Annotated in this window: 13 protein-coding genes; 5 read left to right on the top strand and 8 right to left on the bottom strand. The window is 72.8% G+C overall.

Annotation, left to right across the window (positions count from 1 at the left end; genetic code table 11):
- Window positions 1–573, bottom strand: coding sequence for a tripartite tricarboxylate transporter TctB family protein (locus tag IG02_RS0125740; protein ID WP_030752786.1), 573 nt, complete (start codon window positions 571–573; stop codon window positions 1–3).
- Window positions 574–611: 38 nt separating this feature from the next.
- Window positions 612–1595 (bottom strand): Bug family tripartite tricarboxylate transporter substrate binding protein, encoded by a 984-nt coding sequence (locus IG02_RS0125735; protein WP_030752782.1) that lies wholly within the window; start codon window positions 1593–1595, stop codon window positions 612–614.
- A gap of 241 nt (window positions 1596–1836) precedes the next feature.
- Between IG02_RS0125735 and IG02_RS0125730 the strand changes: the two genes are divergently transcribed.
- Complete coding sequence (locus tag IG02_RS0125730; protein WP_030752780.1) at window positions 1837–2520, top strand: response regulator; 684 nt, start codon at window positions 1837–1839, stop codon at window positions 2518–2520.
- Window positions 2521–2679: 159 nt separating this feature from the next.
- Here IG02_RS0125730 and IG02_RS0125725 read toward each other — a convergent pair whose 3' ends face one another.
- Window positions 2680–3549, bottom strand: coding sequence for a putative protein N(5)-glutamine methyltransferase (locus tag IG02_RS0125725; RefSeq protein ID WP_078854819.1), 870 nt, complete (start codon window positions 3547–3549; stop codon window positions 2680–2682).
- Between the two features lie 437 nt (window positions 3550–3986).
- Here IG02_RS0125725 and IG02_RS0125720 point away from each other — a divergent pair, with 437 nt between their 5' ends.
- Window positions 3987–5096, top strand: a complete 1110-nt coding sequence (locus tag IG02_RS0125720) for a lytic polysaccharide monooxygenase auxiliary activity family 9 protein (RefSeq protein ID WP_030752775.1) — start codon at window positions 3987–3989, stop codon at window positions 5094–5096.
- Window positions 5097–5189: 93 nt separating this feature from the next.
- Here the strand turns inward: IG02_RS0125720 and IG02_RS0125715 are convergent, their stop codons facing one another.
- The 4 genes from IG02_RS0125715 to IG02_RS0125700 form a co-directional block, all read right to left on the bottom strand.
- Window positions 5190–6140, bottom strand: coding sequence for an esterase/lipase family protein (locus tag IG02_RS0125715; RefSeq protein WP_030752772.1), 951 nt, complete (start codon window positions 6138–6140; stop codon window positions 5190–5192).
- A 144-nt stretch (window positions 6141–6284) separates the two neighbouring features.
- Window positions 6285–7310, bottom strand: coding sequence for a DNA polymerase Y family protein (locus tag IG02_RS0125710; RefSeq protein ID WP_051765753.1), 1026 nt, complete (start codon window positions 7308–7310; stop codon window positions 6285–6287).
- Window positions 7307–11038 (bottom strand): DNA polymerase III subunit alpha, encoded by a 3732-nt coding sequence (locus tag IG02_RS0125705; protein ID WP_030752768.1) that lies wholly within the window; start codon window positions 11036–11038, stop codon window positions 7307–7309. The genes IG02_RS0125710 and IG02_RS0125705 overlap by 4 nt, the downstream gene beginning before the upstream one ends.
- Window positions 11039–11205: 167 nt before the next feature.
- The gene (locus IG02_RS0125700) at window positions 11206–12642 is read right to left on the bottom strand and encodes a CitMHS family transporter (RefSeq protein ID WP_030752765.1); all 1437 of its coding nucleotides are present in this window, start codon (window positions 12640–12642) and stop codon (window positions 11206–11208) included.
- A 144-nt stretch (window positions 12643–12786) separates the two neighbouring features.
- Here IG02_RS0125700 and IG02_RS0125695 point away from each other — a divergent pair, with 144 nt between their 5' ends.
- The 3 genes from IG02_RS0125695 to IG02_RS0125685 all read left to right on the top strand — a co-directional run bounded on the left by IG02_RS0125695 (window position 12787) and on the right by IG02_RS0125685 (window position 16117).
- Complete coding sequence (locus IG02_RS0125695; RefSeq protein WP_030752762.1) at window positions 12787–13725, top strand: LysR family transcriptional regulator; 939 nt, start codon at window positions 12787–12789, stop codon at window positions 13723–13725.
- Window positions 13726–13824: 99 nt separating this feature from the next.
- On the top strand, window positions 13825–15135 hold the full coding sequence (locus tag IG02_RS0125690; RefSeq protein ID WP_078854818.1) for a CaiB/BaiF CoA transferase family protein: 1311 nt from the start codon (window positions 13825–13827) through the stop codon (window positions 15133–15135).
- The gene (locus IG02_RS0125685; RefSeq protein ID WP_234314907.1) at window positions 15125–16117 is read left to right on the top strand and encodes an HpcH/HpaI aldolase/citrate lyase family protein; all 993 of its coding nucleotides are present in this window, start codon (window positions 15125–15127) and stop codon (window positions 16115–16117) included. Before IG02_RS0125690 ends, IG02_RS0125685 begins: the two co-directional genes overlap by 11 nt.
- A 241-nt stretch (window positions 16118–16358) precedes the next feature.
- Here the strand turns inward: IG02_RS0125685 and IG02_RS0125680 are convergent, their stop codons facing one another.
- A complete protein-coding gene (locus IG02_RS0125680; protein WP_030752753.1) occupies window positions 16359–17441 on the bottom strand; it encodes a S1 family peptidase in 1083 nt (360 codons plus the stop codon).
- Window positions 17442–17618 lie beyond the last annotated feature (177 nt).

Here is a 17618-nt window from a genome sequence, read left to right as displayed (position 1 = left end):
TTACAGCACCCCCATCAGCGGGCCACCGGGGAGGGGGACACCGAGCATGCGGTCGAAGACGATGTAAGTGAGGAGGGCGAGCACCGCGGCGATCACCGGGTCACGGTCGTGGCGGCGGCTGCCCAGCGCGTACGCCGAGCCCCAGAAGAGCAGGGCGCCGGAGATCGGAAAGCCCAGCGGGCCGATGAGGACGGCGTTGGCGAGGAAGACTCCGGCGAGCAGCAGGACCGTGCGCCAGTCGCTGGGTTCGCCGAGGTCGACGTCCTCGCCGCCCTCCGCCTCGCCCCGGCCGCCGCGCAGGACGTCGAGGGCGAGCAGGACGGCGACGACCAGCAGGCCAATGCCGACGACGACCGGGACGGTCTTGGGGCCGACGGGGCCGCGCTGGGAGATGTCGACGTTCATGGTGAGGGCGTCGGTGAGGACCAGGACGCCGAGGGCGAGCAGGAGGAGACCGACACCGAGTTCGGAGTGCTCGCGCAGCCAGTCACGAGCGCCGCCCGAGTTACGGGCACCGGCGCCGTCGCCGGGGCCCGCCCCGTCGCGGGAAGCACCGGACGGTTGTCCTGTCATCTGTTCTGTCGCCTGTTCCGGCGTACGTTCGGGCGTCGTCACAGCCCCAGCTCCTTCAGGACGGAGTCCACCCGGTGGTCCTCCTCGGCGAGGAAGTCACCGAACTTCTCGCCGGTGAGGAAGGCGTCGTCCCAGCCGTTCTTCTTCAGGGACTCCTTCCACTGCGGCGAGTCGTGCAGCTTCTCGAAGAAGGCGAGGAGCTTGTCACGCTGCGCGCCGGACAGGCCGGGCGGTGCGACGATTCCGCGCCAGTTGGTGAACTCGGTGTCCAGCCCCGCCTCGCGCAGGGTGGGCGCGTCGACACCCGGGATCCGCTCGGGACCGGTGACCGCGAGGACCCGCAGCTCACCCGATTCGATCTGGTCGAGGTACTCGCCGACGCCGGAGACACCGAAGGAGACCTTCTCGCCGAGGATCGAGGCGAGGAGTTCGCCTCCGCCGTCGAAGGGCACGTAGTTGACGGTCTTCGGTGCGATGCCCGCGGCCTTCGCCATCAGCATCGGCGCCAGGTGGTCGGGCCCGCCCGGCGAGGAGCCCCCGCCGACCGGCACCTTGGCCGGGTCGGCCTTCCACGCCGCGATCAGGTCGTCGACGGTCCGGTACGGGGAGTCCTTGGCGACCACGACGATGTCCGGCTCCTCGGTGATCCGGGCGATCGGCGTGGCGTCGGCGAGGGTGCTGGCGGACTTGTTGGTGTGGACGGCGCCGACGACCCCCAGGCCCATCGACATGGCGAGCTTGCCGTTGCCGTGCTCGCCGACGAGGCGGGCCAGTCCGACGGTGCCACCCGCGCCGGGCAGGTTGAACACCTCGATGTTGTGGGTGACTTCGGCGTCCTCGGCGTTCTTGGCCAGGGTGCGCGCGGTGATGTCGTAACCGCCGCCGGGTGTGTTGGGGACCATGAAGCGCAGACCGGGAATCTGCGTACCGGTGTCGGCACCGCTGCGCGGCGTGAGCAGCGGCGGCCCCACCAGCACGAGCAGCGCCGACCCGAGCAGGGCCAGAGGGGTGCGCAATCGCACGTCTGCCGCCTTTCGGAGAGTGAGCTGGATGAGTCGGAAGCCGTGGGGGGTGAGGCCAGGGCGGCTCCGGATCCTGTCCGGCCGGTGTTCACGGGTCCGCGAACACCGGCCGGACAGGACTCGCACCATGGCCGGAAACATCTGTGAAGTGGGCCACATGTTGCCTTCGCGTTAACAAGCTGTCTCTCTTCCGGAACCAACGGACGTTGTGGTCGTTGTGGTCGCGGCCTAGCGTGTCGGCGTGACGAAGGTGCTGGTGGTGGACGACGACTTCATGGTCGCCAAGCTGCACAGCCGCTATGTGTCCGCGACGGACGGCTTCACGGTCGTCGGCGTGGCGCACAGCGGCGGCGAGGCGCTGCGCGCGGCCGAGCGGCTCCGTCCCGACCTGGTGCTGCTCGACATCTACCTGCCCGACATGGACGGGATAGCCGTCCTGCGCGAGCTGCGGGCGGCGGAGGAGCGGGACGGCGGCCGGGCGGGCGTGGACGCGCTGTTCATCACGGCGGCGCGGGACGCGGGCGTGGTCCGGGCGGCGCTGCGCGCCGGTGCGCTGCACTATCTGATCAAACCGTTCAGCCGGGCGGCGCTCCAGGAGCAGCTGCGCCATGTCGCGTCGCTGCGCTCGCGCCTGGCGGTGCTCGACGAGGCGCGGCAGGAGGACGTGGACCAGATCTTCGGCACCCGCCCGCCCGGCGCCAGGAGCCTGCCCAAGGGCCTGGCGCCGCACACGGCCGAGCTGGTCGCCAGCATCCTGCGCGCCCACCCGGCCGGTCTGTCGGCCACGGAGTGCGCGGAGGCCGGCGTCCTGTCCCGGGTGAGCGCCCGCCGCTACCTGGAACACTTCGCGGAGACGGGTCGCGCGGAGGTGACCCTTCGGTACGGGGGAACGGGGCGGCCGGAGCGCCGGTACCGCTGGATCTGAGAACGACGACTCGAGGCGACCGGCCCGGCCCGGCCCGGTTCGGTTCGGCCACTCGGTACGGCCACTCGGTACGACCGCTCGCGCAACGGCTCGATCCGGTGGCTCGATCCGGTCGCCCGCTCGGGTGGCTCGAACCGGTGGCCCGGCCCGGCGGGCGGGTCACTCCCCGTTGCCGGGGTGGTCCCGCCGGTCCGTACCCGGCCTGGTTCCGATGACGACCGTGGCGTCCAGTTCGTCGCAGACCGCCACGCGCGGGACCAGGCCGTCGCCCGCGACCACGTCGAGGGCCGACGGCGTCTGGCGGTCGCTCGTCTCGAACAGCAGATGACCGCCCGGCGCCAGCCACCGCGCCGCCCTCGCGGTCACCCGGCGCACCACGTCGAGACCGTCCGCTCCCCCGTCGAGCGCCACCCGTGCCTCGTGGATCCGGGCCTCCGGGGGCAGCAGCCCGATCTCGCCGGTGGGCACGTACGGCACGTTGGCGAGCAGGACATCGACGCGCCCCCGCAGCTCGGCCGGCAGGGGGTCGTACAGATCGCCCGCGTACACGCGGCCCCCGGCCGCGGCGACATTGCGGCGGGCGCAGCGCACCGCCACCGGGTCGATGTCGGCCGCGTGCAGTTCCGCCCGGCCCAATGCCGCGACCAGCGCCGCGCCGAGCGCACCGGAGCCGCAGCACAGGTCGACGACGACGGCACCGGGCCGGGCGAGCGAGGCGGCCCGGTCGACCAGGAACTCGGTACGGCGGCGCGGCACGAAGACCCCGGCGTCCACGGTGAACCGCTGCCCGTGGAACTCCGCCCAGCCGAGGACGTGCTCCAACGGCAGCCCGGCGGCACGCCGTTCCACCATGGCGGCGAGTTCGGCGGAGCTCCTGGCCGCCGAAACGAGCAACCGCGCCTCGTCCTCGGCGAAGACGCAGCCGGCGGCGCGGAGTTCGTGGACCACGGCGGGCGGAGGAGAAGAGAGCGGAGGAGAAGAGAACGGGAAAGGGAGCGGTGAAGGGGACGGCGACGGTGAAGACGGCATGGAAGCCACTGGCCTTTCGGGATTGCCCAGGGGCGCTCCCGCGGTCACCTATGCCTGACGGACCGCACGGTCGTGGAAGGGGAGCGCCCGACCTGCTGCAGCGGTAATCGGTCCCACCTCCTGAAGATCGCGTTCCTTGTCCAGCGGAATCCACCCTACCCGAGGCGGATCGATCCGAACCGTCGTCAGTTCCACCGCCCGGCCAGGGGCTTTTCTCAGGGGGTTCTTAGCCCTGCCTTAAACGCGGCATAAGGATCGCCTCCACCCCCTCCCAACAGGCGATTCACGCGGTCCGGACGGGCTAGGTTGCTGACGCCGGGGCGGCCCGGCGGCGGGGAGGTCGCCTGCCGCTCCGGCGGATTCGTCGATGCCGCCCGCGCGCCGCTCACCCCCACACCCCACACCCCCCACACCGCTCCCGAAGGAGAAACCGTTCCATGACCGTTCGCCGCACGGCCGCCGGGATTCTCGCCCTCGGCCTCGCTCCGGTCGCGCTGACCGGGCTCGCCGCCACACCCGCCGCCGCTCATGGGTCGATGACGGACCCGGTCAGCCGGGTCGCCGCCTGTTTCGCCGAGGGTCCGGAGAGCCCGAAGTCGGACGCCTGCAAGGCCGCCGTCGCGGCCAGTGGTACCCAGGCGTTCTACGACTGGAACGAGGTCAACATCCCCAACGCCGCCGGTAACCACCGGCAGTTGATCCCGGACGGCAAGCTGTGCAGCGCGGGCCGGGACAAGTACAAGGGTCTCGACCTGGCCCGCGCCGACTGGCCGTCGTCCCCGATGTCCCCGGGCAACCGCACCTTCCGCTACAAGGCCACCGCCCCGCACAAGGGCTCCTTCGAGTTGTACGTCACCAAGGACGGCTACGACCCGGCCAAGCCGCTGAAGTGGTCGGACCTGGAGGAGAAGCCCTTCCTCAAGGTCACCGATCCCACGCTGGAGAACGGCGCCTACGTGTTCACCGGCGCCGTCCCGAACAAGTCCGGCCGCCATCTCATCTACTCCGTCTGGCAGCGTTCCGACAGCCCGGAAGCCTTCTACACCTGCTCCGACGTCGTGTTCGGCCAGGACAACGGCGGCGCGGCGGGTGCGGGCGGTGCGGCGGACGGCGCGGCGGGGGCGGAAGCGCCGGCCGCGGCAGCGCCCACGGACCGGGAGATCGCCGACGGGGCCGGCAAGTCCACCGTCGAACACAACGGCCAGGGCGATCTCGGGCACGCCGGGACGCACGGAGCCGACGGGGCCGAGTCCGATGAGAACGCGAAGAAGGCGGAGGACGCCTCCCCCGCGCGGGCCGAGGCCGGGACGGACCCGAAGACCGAGGCGAAGGCCGACGCGCCGGAGACGTCCTCGGACGGCCCCTCCGCCAACGCCCCCGCCCCGCAACAGGCCGCCGGCTCCGCGGAGAACCTCGCCGAGACCGGTGCCACCGGCACCACTCCCTACCTGGCGATCGGTGGCGCCGCCGCCCTCGCCCTCGGCGCCGCCGTGACGTTCGGGACCGTACGCCGCAAGACGGCCGTCGCCGGCCGGCACGGTCGCTGACCCTCGTCCGGGCCACGCGGGAGGACCTGATGCGGCTGCCGCCGGGGGGCGGCAGCCGCATCGTCCATTCATTTCGTCTCGCCTCGCCCCGTCTCAGCCGATCACCGACCCGCACGTGGTCGGCGTCGCCTGCGCCGGGTCCAGCGCGTTGGCCACCTCGTGGAACGCGATCCTGTCGAGCAGCCCGATCGCCGCGTGCTCCGACACGTCCGCCGGACACAGGTCCTGGATCAGGACGTTGCGCACGTCGGGCCCGGTCAGGAACTGCGACCGGTACGGGGTCACCACCTCGTCGTACCGCGTGGCGATGACGGTGTAGCGCACCCCGGGGACCGTGTCACCACCCGCGTTGAGCTTGGTCAGGAAGGGCGAGCCGACCACCTGATCGGTGAGCGCGGGCGTCTTCTCGTTGAGCAGGTCCTCCACTCCGGGGAAGTACCTCAGCAGCTTCGTCAGCCCGAGCAGGGTGGTGCCGTGGTTGCTCGGGGCGATGCCGACCAGCGCGTTCACCTTCGCGGCACCGCCCAGGAATTTCAGGTAGTAACGCGGCATCATGCCGCCCTGGGAATGGCCGACGAGATCGGCCTCGGCGGCGCCGGTGGCCGCGAGCACCTTGTCGACGAACGTGGCGAGCTGGGCCGCCGAGGCGTCGATGGGGCCGAGGCCGTACGTCAGCGCTACGCCCGGGAGTTGGCCGTGGTCGAGCGAGAAGACGCAGTATCCGCGGTTCACCAGGTACGGGGCGAGGCCGAGCCAGTTGTCGACGGAGTTGGCGAACGTGCCGTGGACGAGGACGACGGGCCGCGGATGAGCGGCGGAGGGCTTGCAGGAGTAGTCGTTCCAACCGCTGTCCGGCGCCGCCGCGGAAGCGGTGGCCGAAGCGGGGACAGGGACAGAGGCGGGGGCGGAGACAGAGGCGGGGGCGGACGCGGAGGTGGTGGCGGGAGCGGGAGTGGGGGGCGCGGCCACGGCTGGGGTGACCGTCACCGTGAGGGTCAGCAGCAGCGCGGCCATGGGGCCGAGCGCGCGTTTCCAGGGCAGCATCCGGCGATCTCCTTGCGGCTCAAGGGAAATGGCGATGTCTGTCAGCCCTGTGGCCCGGACCACATCTCAGCTGTGCTCTTGTCGAGTTACGCACGAGTAGGGTCGGAAAGGAAGTTACGCGTCAGTAAAAACAGGCGTCCGCGCTCAGCGGCCGCCGAGGTCGCCGCGGTCGCCCTCCGGCCGGGGCAGCGACCCCGGCATGACCGCCCGGGGCCCGAACCGCGCCCGCGCCCGGTCCGCCACCGCCTCGATCCGGCGCGCCCGGTCGTCCACCGGGTCGAACGTCAGCTGCCGCGTGGCGCGTTCGGCCGGCATCAGCCCCTCCGTCCGTACGGACAGCCCGCGTACCCGGGCCCGTTGCAGCCCGAGCGCCCCATGGATCCGGCGGACGGCGTCCGCGAGCGCCGCCGAGTGCGCGGTCGGCTCGCGCAGCGTCCGGGTACGGACGGTCGTGGTCCGGTCCGCGTACCGCACGGTGAGCGTCAGGGACCGGCACACCTGCCCCGTACCGCGCATCCGCACGCCCAGTTCCCCGGCGATCGAGAGCAGTGCCCGCCCCTGGACGTCCTGGTCGAGTTCGTCGCGGTGGAAGGAGCGTTCGGCGGTGTACGAGCGGCTCGCCACCGTGTCGGCGGCCACCGCCGTACGGTCGATGCCGTGCGCCTTCTCGTACAGTTCGCGCCCCACGCGCACGCCGGTGATCCGCTGGAGCGTCGACAGCGGTACGGCGGCGGTCTTGCCGACGGTGTCGATCCCGTACGAGCGCAGCACGCGGGCCGTCGCCGCGCCGATGCCGGGCAGGGCGGCGACCGGCCGGGGGCCGAGGAATCCGCGTACCTCGCGCTCGTCGTCACCGACCACGAGCGTCGTCCCCGGCGCGGCCTGCCGCGCGGCCATCCGGGCCAGCATGGGGGTGGCGGCCACCCCGATCGTGCAGCCGGCGCCGAGGTGCGCGAGCACGCGTACCCGCAGCACGGCGGCGAGCCCGGCGGCGTCCTGCCCGAAGTACCGTTCCGCGCCGCGCACGTCGACGATCGCGGTGTCCGGTGGCAGTTCCTGGACGGCCGGGCTGATGTCCTGGGCCAGCGCGAACAGATCGGACAGCCGGGCCCGCCCGGACCCGCCGCCGGCCGGCGTCTCCCCGGTGTGCAGCCGTACGCACAGGATCATCCCGCGCTCCCCGGGCTGGAGTGCCACAGCTTCCGGCCGGTCGGTACGCCCTCACCCGCCGGTCGGAGGTCGGCCCACGGGTTCATCTCGTAGCCCGTGGGCAGGCGGATGCGACGTCCGTCGGCTCCCCGCGCCGGGCCCCGGGACCCCTCGGCATCAGGACCACCGGAACCACCGGGGTCACCGGGGCCGTCGGGACCGTCGGCGGCCGCGGTTCCGGCGTCGCCGGGCTCCGTGTCCAGCGCCGCCGCGACCGCGTCCAGGCCGCCCCTCTCCCGCAGTTCCACCAGCTCCGCCAGGTTCCAGACCGCCTCGCCCACCACGCTCAGGCTCCGCGGTCCCCGTCGCTGCACCACGCCGCGCACCAGCAGCAGCCAGGAGTGGAAGACGGTGTGCGCGCACCGCTCGTGGCTGTCGTCGAAGAAGGCGAGGTCGACCAGGCCCGTACCGTCGTCCAGCGTGGTGAAGACGACCCGTCTGCCGGAGCGGATCGGTGGCGTCTGGGTCGCCGCCTTGGCGCCCGCCACCAGGACGGTCCTGCCGTGCGGCACCTCCCGCAGCCGTTTGGCCGACGTCACCCCGAGTTCCTTCAGGAACGTCTCGTGATCGTCCATCAGATGGCGTGAGGCGTCCATGCCGAGCACGCCCAGCTCCGCGCTGAGCCGTTCGGCGTCCCCCAGGTCGGGCAGCCCGGCGGGGGCGGTGCGCCCGCCACCGGCCAGCGGGAGCTGGTCCCCGTACGCGCCCGCCCGCCGCTGCGCTCCGTGCAGCTCGGACAGGTGCAGCAGCAGATCGCGCCGGTTGGCGCCGAACCGGTCCAACGCGCCCACCTGCGCCAGCCGTTCGGCGACCGGCCGGGAGGGCCGGGCCCGCTGCCAGAAGTCCAGCAGCGAGGAGTAGGGCTGCCCGGCCTCGATCCGCGCGGCCTCCGCCTCGCTGATGCCGTGGACGTCGGCGAGCGCCAGCCGCAGCCCCCACACGCCGTCACCGGACGCCCCGTCACCGGGCACACCACCGCCACCAGACACCAGTTCGATTCGATGGGCGACCGCCGACCGGTTCACGTCCAGCGGCAGCACCGGCACCCCCCGCCGCCGCGCGTCCGCCAGCAGCAGCCGCTTCGGGTACATCCCCGGGTCATGGGTGAGCAGCCCGGCGTAGAAGGCCGCCGGGTAATGGGCCTTGAGCCAGGCCGACTGGTAGGTCGGCACGGCGAACGCGACCGCGTGCGCCTTGCAGAAGCCGTACGAGCCGAACGCCTCGATGATCTCCCAGGTACGGGCGGTGACCTCGGCCGTGTATCCCCTCTGCCGCGTCCGCTGTTCGAACCAGGCCCGGATCCTGGCCTGCGACTCCGGCTCGGACAGCCCGCGGCGCACCGTGTCCGCCTCCTCCCGGCCGCAGCCGGTCATGATGTCCAGCATCTGGATGACCTGCTCGTGGAAGACGACCACGCCGTAGGTCTCGCACAGCGGTTCGGCCAGGTCGGGGTGGGGGTAGCGGACGGCCGCCCGGCCGTGCCTGGCCGCGATGAACGGCCGTACCATGTCGGCCGCGACCGGCCCGGGGCGGAACAGCGAGATGTCGACCACCAGGTCGTGGAACGTGGCGGGCTGGAGCCTGCCGACCAGGTCGCGCTGGCCCGGCGACTCGATCTGGAAGCAGCCCAGGGTCTCGGCGGAGCGGATCAGCCCGTACGTCGCCGGGTCGCCCTCCGGCACCCGCCGCGGGTCGTCGATGTCCACCCGCTCCCCCGTGGTCCGCGCGATCTCCCCGACGGCGTGCGCCATCGCCGACTGCATCCGGACGCCCAGCACATCGAGTTTGAGCAGCCCCAGGTCCTCGACGTCCTCCTTGTCGAACTGCGCCATGGGGAAGCTCTCGCCGCTGGTCGGCACCACCGGGGTCCGGCGCGGCAGCGAGTCGTCCGAGAGCAGCACCCCGCACGGGTGCATGGCGATCCCGCGCGGCAGCGCGTCCAGCGCCTCCACCAGATCCCACAGCCGGCCGTGTCTCTCCTGCTGTCCGGCCACCTCGCGCAGCTCCGGCAGCTCCGCCATCGCGGCCCGGGCGTCCCGGGCGCGGATGTGCGGGAAGGATTTGGCGATCCGGTCGATCTCGGCCGGGTCCATGGACAGGGCCGCGCCCACGTCCCGTACGGCGTGGCGCACCCGGTAGGTCTCGGGCATGGCGACCGCCGCGACCCGCTCGGGGCCGAAGCGGCCGAGGATCGCGCGGTAGACCTCCAGCCGGCGCGCGGACTCGACGTCGATGTCGATGTCGGGGAGCCCGGGGCGGCGGGTGGAGAGGAACCGTTCCATCAGCAGCCCGTGGGCGACCGGGTCGGCGTGGGTGATCCCCAGCAGGTGATTGACCAGGGAGCCGGCGCCGGAGCCGCGCGCGGCGACCCGGATGCCCATCCCCTTGATGTCGTCGACGACCTGGGCGACGGTGAGGAAGTACGAGGCGAAGCCGAGCCGGTCGATCGTGCGCAGCTCGTCGTCCATCCGCGCCCAGTAGTCCCGGCTGTCCGGCCGCCGGTCGTAGCCGCGCAGCACCATCCCGGCGGCGCAGCGCGAGCGCAGCACCCGCTCGGCGCCCCGGCGGTCCGCGCCGACCAGGCGGGGCTCGGGGAAGTGGACGGTGCCCAGCCCGAGGTCGTCCTCGGGGTCGACCAGACAGCTCGCGGCGGTCTCCTCGGTCAGGGCCAGCAGCCGGTGCGCCGTGTCCCGGCGGAACCCGGCGGCCTCGGCGACCAGCTCCGCCGCACGGGCCATCGAGGCCGGGTCCTTCAGCCAGCGCTCCCCGCTGTCCAGGCCCCTGCGCGGGTCGACGGGGACCAGCCGACGGGCGGCGTCGAGGACATCGGCGACCGGGCCCTGGCCGGGGTCGGCGTAGCGCACGGCGTTGCTGAGCACGGCCCGGACGCCCTGGTCCAGGGCGAAGCCGAGGGTGCGGGCGGCCTGGCGCAGCGAGCCGGGGCCCGTACCCGTACGCCCGTGGTGCACGACCTCCAGGCGCAGCGCGTCACCGTAGATCTCGCGCCAGGGGACGAGCAGCCGGGCGGCCCGGTCGGGGCGGCCGGCCGCGAGGGCCCGGCCGATCTCGGAGTCGGGGCCGAGCAGGACGAGAAGTCCGGGGCCGTGGTTGTCGCGCCAGGGCAGCAGGGGGGTGGTGGGCCGGTGGGCGGCGTGGTGGCCGGCGGGGTGGGCGGCCGGGTGGGCTCCGGCGCCGTACGCGCCTTCGCGGCTGCCCGGGGCGCCCGCTCCCGCTTCCCGCGCCGCGCCGCCCGCACCGTGTGCCGCGCCGCCCAGGTCGTACGCGCCCGCCGGACCGTGCGCCGGGTCATGCGCGCCCGCCGCGTGCGCGGTGGAGACGAGCCTGCACAGCTGTGCCCAGCCCGCCGCGCCGTCCTGGGCGAGGAAGACCGCGCGGGGAGCGGACTCGTCGAGGAACGCCCCACCGCGCACGGGCGTGCGGCGGCGCTGGTTCGGCCGTTCCGTACGTGCCTGTTCGCCCACCGCCAACTCCACCCCGAAGAGTGGTCGCACCCCGGCCCCGGCACACGCCTTGGCGAAGCGGACCGCGCCGGCGAGGGTGTCGCGGTCGGTCAGGGCGAGGGCGTCCATGCCCCGCTCGGCGGCGCGCTCGGCCAGCCGCTCCGGATGGGAGGCCCCGTAGCGCAGGGAGAATCCGGAGACGGTGCGCAGATGCGTGAATCCGGGCATCCGCACCTCCTGACCTGATCAGCCTTGTCCCACCTCCCCGCTTCTCCACCATAAACCAATCTTCGAACGTTCGTACGAAAGGCAAGGGGCGTCGTACCGGCCGGAGGTCAGCTCCGTGATGTACGAGGGCAGAGCGGAACGGAGCCAGGGTCGGGGCCGGAGCGGGATCAGAGCGGGATCGCTCCCGTGAGCAGCGCGGTGGCGGTCATCACGAGCGTCGTCCCGAACGCCCAGCGGAAGATGAACCTCTGGTGCTCGCCGAGCTGGACCCCGGTCATCCCCACGAGGATGAAGGTGGCGGCGGTGAGCGGGCTCAGCGGGAACCCCGTGGTCATCTGCCCGAGGACGGCCGCGCGGGCGACCTCGGCGTGCTCGGTGCCGAAGGCGTTGGCCGTCTCGGAGAGGACGGGCAGGATGCCGAAGTAGTAGGCGTCCGGGGTGAAGACGAGACTCAGCGGCATACCGGTCACCGCGATGACGGCCGGGAGGTGTCCACCGAGGGAGTCGGGGATGACGCCCACCATCGCCTCGGCCATCTCCCCGATCATCCCGGTCCCGGTGAGGACACCGGTGAACACGCCCGCCGCGAAGATCATGGTGGTGACGAGCACGACGTTGTTGCCGTGCCTCTCCAGCAGGGCCTGCTGGTCCTCCCAGCGGGGACGGTTGACGAGCAGCGCGACGACGAAGGCGACCACGAAGAGCACGGGCAGCGGCATGGCCTCCAGCACCAGGCAGGTCAGCAGGGTGAGGGTGAGCAGCAGATTGAAGACGGTCAGCGCGGTGCGGGGGCGCGTGACGACCAGGGGCGTACCGGGACCGTCGCCGGGGGCCGCCCCGTTCCGGACGGTCACGCCGTGCTCGGCCGCCGTACCGCCCTTGACCGCCGTACGGTCCCCCGCCGTCGAGTCGTCCCCGGCCGCCGAACCGTCCCCGGCCGCCGAATCGTCCCGGGCCGTCGAACCGTCGCCTCCGCCCGGCATCTCGAGGGCGCCGAGCCGGCGGCGCTCCCGGAGCCCGATGAGGTACGAGGCGAGCAGCACCCACGCGATCCCGGCGGCTATCGAGGGCAGCAGCGGAGTGATGATGTCCGACGTCTCCAGCTTGAGCGCGGCGGCCGCCCGCGCGGTCGGCCCGCCCCAGGGCACCAGGTTCATCACGCCCGCGCCGAGGCAGATGATCCCGGCGAGCACGAGCCTGCTCATCCCGATGCGACGGTAGACGGGGAGCAGCGCGGAGACGGTGATGAGGAAGGTGGAGGCACCGTCGCCGTCGAGCGCGACACACATGGTGAGCACGGCCGTGCCGACCGCGATCCGTACCGGATCCCCCTTGGCGGCCCGCAGGATCGCCCGGATCAGCGGTTCGAACAGCCCCGCCTCGATCATCAGGCTGAAGTAGAGCACCGCGAAGGCGATCATGATGCCGGTGGGAGCGACCTTGGTCAGCCCCTCCAGCGCCATCGGGCCTATCTCGGCCGCGTGTCCGCCGACCAGCGCGGCGATCACCGGCGTCAGGACCAGCGCCACCAGCACGGACGCCCGCCTGGTCATGGTGAGCAGCAGGAAGCCGCCGATCGTGCAGAACCCCAGTACCGCCAGCATCGTCGCCCGCTTCCTCGTCCCATCGGGTGTTGCCGACGAGTGTCGGAGCCGTGAAAGATCCGCGTCCAGCATCGAACACGGATCTGTCCATGCGCTTCGCGCAACAGTTCCGCCCGGGCGCGTTCGCCCCTACGCTCGCCGTCCATGGACGTCACCCTGCGCCAGCTCGCCGCGTACTCCGCGGTCGCCCGCGCCGCGAGCTTCACGGCCGCCGCCACCGAACTGCATGTCTCCCAGTCCTCGCTGAGCCGCGCGGTCGCCGATCTGGAACGCAACCTCGGCCTGCGGCTGCTGGAACGCGACACCCGGAACGTCCAGCTCACCCCGGCCGGTACGGAAGCGCTGCGGATAGCCGATCAGATCCTGGCCGCGCACCGCACGGGGCTCGCCCAGCTCGGGCGCTACGCGGCGGGCGAGCGGGGCTCGATCGCGCTGGCGACGCTGCCCTCGGTGGCGGCCGTGCTGCTGCCGCCGGTGATCTCCGCCTTCCGCGCGGGGCGGCCCGAGGTGAGCGTGCGCATCCTGGACGGGCTGGAACGCGCCGTGCTGGCACGGGTGGTGGACGGGGACGCCGACTTCGCGGTGAGCACGGCGGTCCGCCGCACCCCGGGAACGACGCTGCGGCCACTGGTCCGGGACCGCTTCGACGCCGTGCTCCCGGAGGGCCATCCCCTCGCCGAGCGGTCCGAGGTGTCCTGGCGGGAGATGGGGCAGGAGCCTTTCCTGGCGGTGGGTACGGACTCCAGCGTGCGCCGGCTGACCGACGCCGCCTTCGACCGGGCGGGCGTGGCGGCGGCCCCGGCGGCGGAGGCGGGCAGTGTGGCCACGGTCGGCGGGCTGGTGGCCGCGGGCCTGGGAGTCTCCGCGATGCCGGCCCTGGTCCACCCTCTGGTGGCACCGGGGAAGCTGGTACGGCGTCCCCTGGTGGATCCGGTGGTGGAGCGGCGACTGTACGTGGTCCTGCCGACCCGGCGCGCGCTACCGCCCGGCGCCCAGCGGTTCCTGGAGCGGTTGGAGGAGTTCCGGGACGCGGGTCACGCCCTTCCGGAAGGGGCGGTGTGGGAGGACGGGGGCAGCGACTGAGGGAAGTCCGACGACACCGGCGACTGTTGCGGAATTCGCATGAATTGATCCCTCTTCATTGCTGGCCCCGCATACGGATCGGCCGTCAGCCTGAACCGTATGGACGGCAACGACGGCACGGACGACGTGGGCGGGGCGTACGGCGTGAACGGCTTCAGCGGCACGGGCGGCGCGGGCCATGCGCCTGGTAGAGGCGGCGCGGGCGATCGTGGTGACGCGCGGCAGGGACAGCTGACAGGTCTGAAGGTGGTGGAGTTCGCCCACGTCGTGGCGGGTCCGCTCGCCGGGTCGATGCTCGCCGACCAGGGGGCCGACGTCGTGCACGTGGAACCGCCGGGCGCGGGGGACGCCGCCCGTGCCATGGGCCCCCGGCGGGAGGGAGTCCCGCTCTGGTTCAAGGTGGCGGGCCGCAACAAGCGCTCCGTCACGCTCGACCTGCACCACGAGGAGGGCCGGGAGATCGCCCGTTCCCTGATCGCCTGGGCGGATGTGGTGATCGTGACGCTGCGGGCCGGGCGGCTGCGCGCGTGGGGCCTGGACTGGGAATCCGTGCACGCCGTCAATCCGAAAGCGGTCCTGCTGCAGATATCCGGCTTCGGCGCCACCTCCTCGCGCGCGGACGCGCCCGGGTTCGGGAAGATGGGCGAGGCCCGCAGCGGGGTGGTCCATCTGACGGGCTTCCCGGACGGGCCGCCCGTGCACACCGGCTTCTCCCACGGCGACGCGGTCACCGGCCTGATGGGCGCGTACGCGATCCTCGCCGCGCTGCACCGGCGTTCCACCGACCCCGACTTCGACGGCGAGTGGATCGACCTGGCCCTGTTCGAGCCACTGTTCCGGCTGGTGGAGTGGCAGGTCATCGCGTACGACCAGCTCGGCACGGCACCCGGGCGGGCCGGCAACCAGCTGGCCGTGGCGCCGGCGGCCGTCATCAACACCTACCGCAGCAAGGACGGCGACTGGCTGACGGTCACCTCGGCCACGCTCAGGTCCGTGACGAACGTGGTCCGGCTGCTGGGCCTGCCCGAGGAGGAGTTCGCGACCACCGAGCAGCAGCACCGGGGCCGGGAACAGCTCGACGAGGGGCTGCGCGCGTGGGTCGCGGAACGCACGGCGGAGGCGTGTCTGGCGGAGTTCGAACGCGCGGAGGTCGTGGCCTCCCGGGTCTTCACGGCCGCGGACATCGCGGCCGACCCGGTCTACGCCGAACGCGAGGACATCGTCACCGTCCACGACCCGGACCTCGGCCCGGTGCGGATGCAGGCCGTGATCCCGCACTTCCGCCGTGCCCCGGGCGCTGTGTGGCGGACCGGCCCCGCGCTGGGCGCGGACAACGACCTGGTGTACGGGCAGTGGCTCGGCATCGACGACGAGCGGCGTACGGAACTGGAGGAGCGGGGTGTCATCTGAGCGCGAGGCCGCGGGGGTGCGGTCGGAGCGGGGACGGGGATCCTCCGGGCCCGGCCGGGTCCCGCTCCGGTCCCTGCTCTTCGTCCCCGGGAACCGTACCGGCTGGCTGCCCAAGGCCGAGGCGGCCGGCGCCGACGCGGCCATCCTCGACCTGGAGGACGCGGTGCCCGACACCGGCAAGGCGGCGGCACGCGACGCCGTGGCCCGGGCCGTCGACGAGGCCGCCGCCGCGCGCGGTCCCATGCGCTTGTTCGTACGTATCAACCCGTTCGACCCCACGGCGGGCTGGGCGAGCGCGGACGAACTGCGCGCCGTGGCCCGCCCGGGGCTCCACGGCGTGGTGCTGCCCAAGGTGTGCTCCGCCGACGACATACGTCTCGCGGACCGGCTGCTGAGCTGGTGCGAGCGCGAACACGGGCTGCCGGACGGGCACTTCGTCCTCGTACCGCTCCTGGAGACGGCCCGGGGGCTGCGCGAGGCCTACGCCATCGGCCGGGCCGCCGCCCGGGTCGCCCACCTGGGCGCGCTGACCGCCCCGGGCGGGGACGTCGAACGGGCGATCGGCTATCGCTGGAGCCCCGAGGGCACCGAAACCCGTGAGCTGCGCGCCCGTGTGCTGCTGGACGCCCGCGCGGCGGGCTGCCCCCACCCGGTGGCCGGACTGTGGGCGGACGTCGCCGACCTCGCGGGACTGCGCCGCTTCGCCGGACAGAACCGCGACATGGGCTACGAGGGCATGGCGGTGATCCACCCCTCTCACGTACCGGTGGTCAACGAGGTGTTCACCCCCGGCGACGAGGAACTCGCGCGGTACGAACGCCTGATCACGGCGGTGGACGAGGCGCAGGCCCGGGGCGAGGGCGCGGTGCTCTTCGAGGGGCGCATGGTCGACGAGGCGATGGCGGCGACGGCACGCCGCGTCCTCGCGCGAGCCGGCCGGAGCCCCACGGGCCGGAACACCGGCCCGGGCACCGGGACGTAGTCGGGCACGGAGCACCCGATGAACCCAGCACGCCCGGGGCGGCGCCGTCACGCTCTCCGCTCCGCCGCCTTGAGTTCATTGGTCCGGTCGGGCGCCGTCGGTGGTGGTCGTGCGGCGGGTGCGGACCGGGCAGGGGAGGCACTGGCTCCTGACCGGTCGGTCCGCGGTGTCCGGACGGCGAGAGTCCCGGCCCACCAGGTGGGCCGGGACTCCTTTCCGCGTTCCTTGACCCAGCGGGGCGTCAGCCGATCTCGGCCCCGACGGCGTCGAGCGCCGCCGGCACCGGCTGGAAGAACGTTTCACCGCCCGACGAGCAGTCACCGCTGCCGCCCGAGGTCAGCCCGAGCGCGGTGTCGCCGTCGAACAGCGAGCCGCCGCTGTCGCCCGGCTCGGCGCAGACCGTGGTCTGGATGAGCCCGTCGACGACGTCACCGCCGCCGTAGTTGACGGTGGCGTCGAGTCCGGTGACCTCGCCGTCGTGGACCTGCGTGGTGGAACCGCTACGGGTCACCTGCTGGCCGACCGTCGCCTCACCGGCCTGGGCGATCTCCTGGGTGGTGCCGTCGTAGAGGTTGACCTCGCTCGGGTGGTCGACCCCGGAGGCGTACTTGACCAGACCGTAGTCGGTGCCCGGGAAGGCGGACTCCTCCGTGGTGCCGATCGTCCCGCCCTGCGCGTCGGACCAGGACTGGATGGACTCCGTGCAGTGTCCGGCGGTCAGGAAGTACGGCTCGCCGCCCTTGACCACGTTGAAGCCGAGGGAGCAGCGACCGCCGCCGCCCGTGATGGCGTCACCGCCGGCGGCGAAGCGCTTGAACTCGCCGACGGTCTTCTTGAGTTCGGCCCGGTCGCCGAGTCCGTCGACCACACCGCTGAGCTTCGTCCACGCCGCGCCCTTGACCGTACGGTCGGCCGTGACGACGACCTTGTTGGTCACCGGGTCGACGGACCACGCGGTGCCCGGGATGGTCGCCTTGTCGGTGAGGGTCTGCCGGGCGTTCTTCAGGTCGGCGAGGGAGTTCGCGACGATTCTGGCCTTGCCGCCCGACTCGCGCACGGTCTGAGCCGCCTGCTCGGTGAGGACGTTCACCACGAGCGCCTTGGACTCGGCGTCGTAGTACGAACCGCCCGTGTCGCCGCCGAGCTTCTTGTCGAGGGTGGATGCGAGGTTTCCGGCCGCCGGCGCCGTGAGGGACTTCACCTCGAACGGAGGCTGCCCCTCACTCGCGTTCGCAGTCTGGAAGGTGACGCCCGCGGCGACGAGCGCCACCACGGCGCCGCCCGCTATCGTCACGCGCTTCGTGGACACTTTCCGGTGCTGCAAGGTTCGAACCTCCTGTGGGGGGAGCCGTTCCGGGCCATGTGGGGTGGTCCGGAACGGTGATGGAGCCGCCCACTTTTCCTTGACCCGCCAGTAACACACAAGGTCGACTTCAAGACGAGTGAGTGACAGGCGCATGACAGGTCTGAACAGCGGACTCACGGCACCATATCGGAAAAG

The organism is Streptomyces sp. NRRL F-5135 (assembly GCF_000719775.1).
In the GTDB taxonomy this organism is placed as follows: domain Bacteria; phylum Actinomycetota; class Actinomycetes; order Streptomycetales; family Streptomycetaceae; genus Streptomyces; species Streptomyces hebeiensis.
The sequence above is the reverse complement of the archived record's forward strand: the minus strand, read 5'-3'. Positions and strand labels throughout refer to the sequence as shown.

Coding starts and splice junctions, on each gene's coding strand:
- IG02_RS0125740 (WP_030752786.1), bottom strand. CDS start 573: ATGACAGGACAACCGTCCGGTGCTTCCCGCGACGGGGCGGGCCCCGGC.
- IG02_RS0125725 (WP_078854819.1), bottom strand. CDS start 3,549: ATGCCGTCTTCACCGTCGCCGTCCCCTTCACCGCTCCCTTTCCCGTTC.
- IG02_RS0125720 (WP_030752775.1), top strand. CDS start 3,987: ATGACCGTTCGCCGCACGGCCGCCGGGATTCTCGCCCTCGGCCTCGCT.
- IG02_RS0125715 (WP_030752772.1), bottom strand. CDS start 6,140: ATGCTGCCCTGGAAACGCGCGCTCGGCCCCATGGCCGCGCTGCTGCTG.
- IG02_RS0125710 (WP_051765753.1), bottom strand. CDS start 7,310: ATGATCCTGTGCGTACGGCTGCACACCGGGGAGACGCCGGCCGGCGGC.
- IG02_RS0125705 (WP_030752768.1), bottom strand. CDS start 11,038: ATGCCCGGATTCACGCATCTGCGCACCGTCTCCGGATTCTCCCTGCGC.
- IG02_RS0125700 (WP_030752765.1), bottom strand. CDS start 12,642: ATGCTGGCGGTACTGGGGTTCTGCACGATCGGCGGCTTCCTGCTGCTC.
- IG02_RS0125695 (WP_030752762.1), top strand. CDS start 12,787: ATGGACGTCACCCTGCGCCAGCTCGCCGCGTACTCCGCGGTCGCCCGC.
- IG02_RS0125690 (WP_078854818.1), top strand. CDS start 13,825: ATGGACGGCAACGACGGCACGGACGACGTGGGCGGGGCGTACGGCGTG.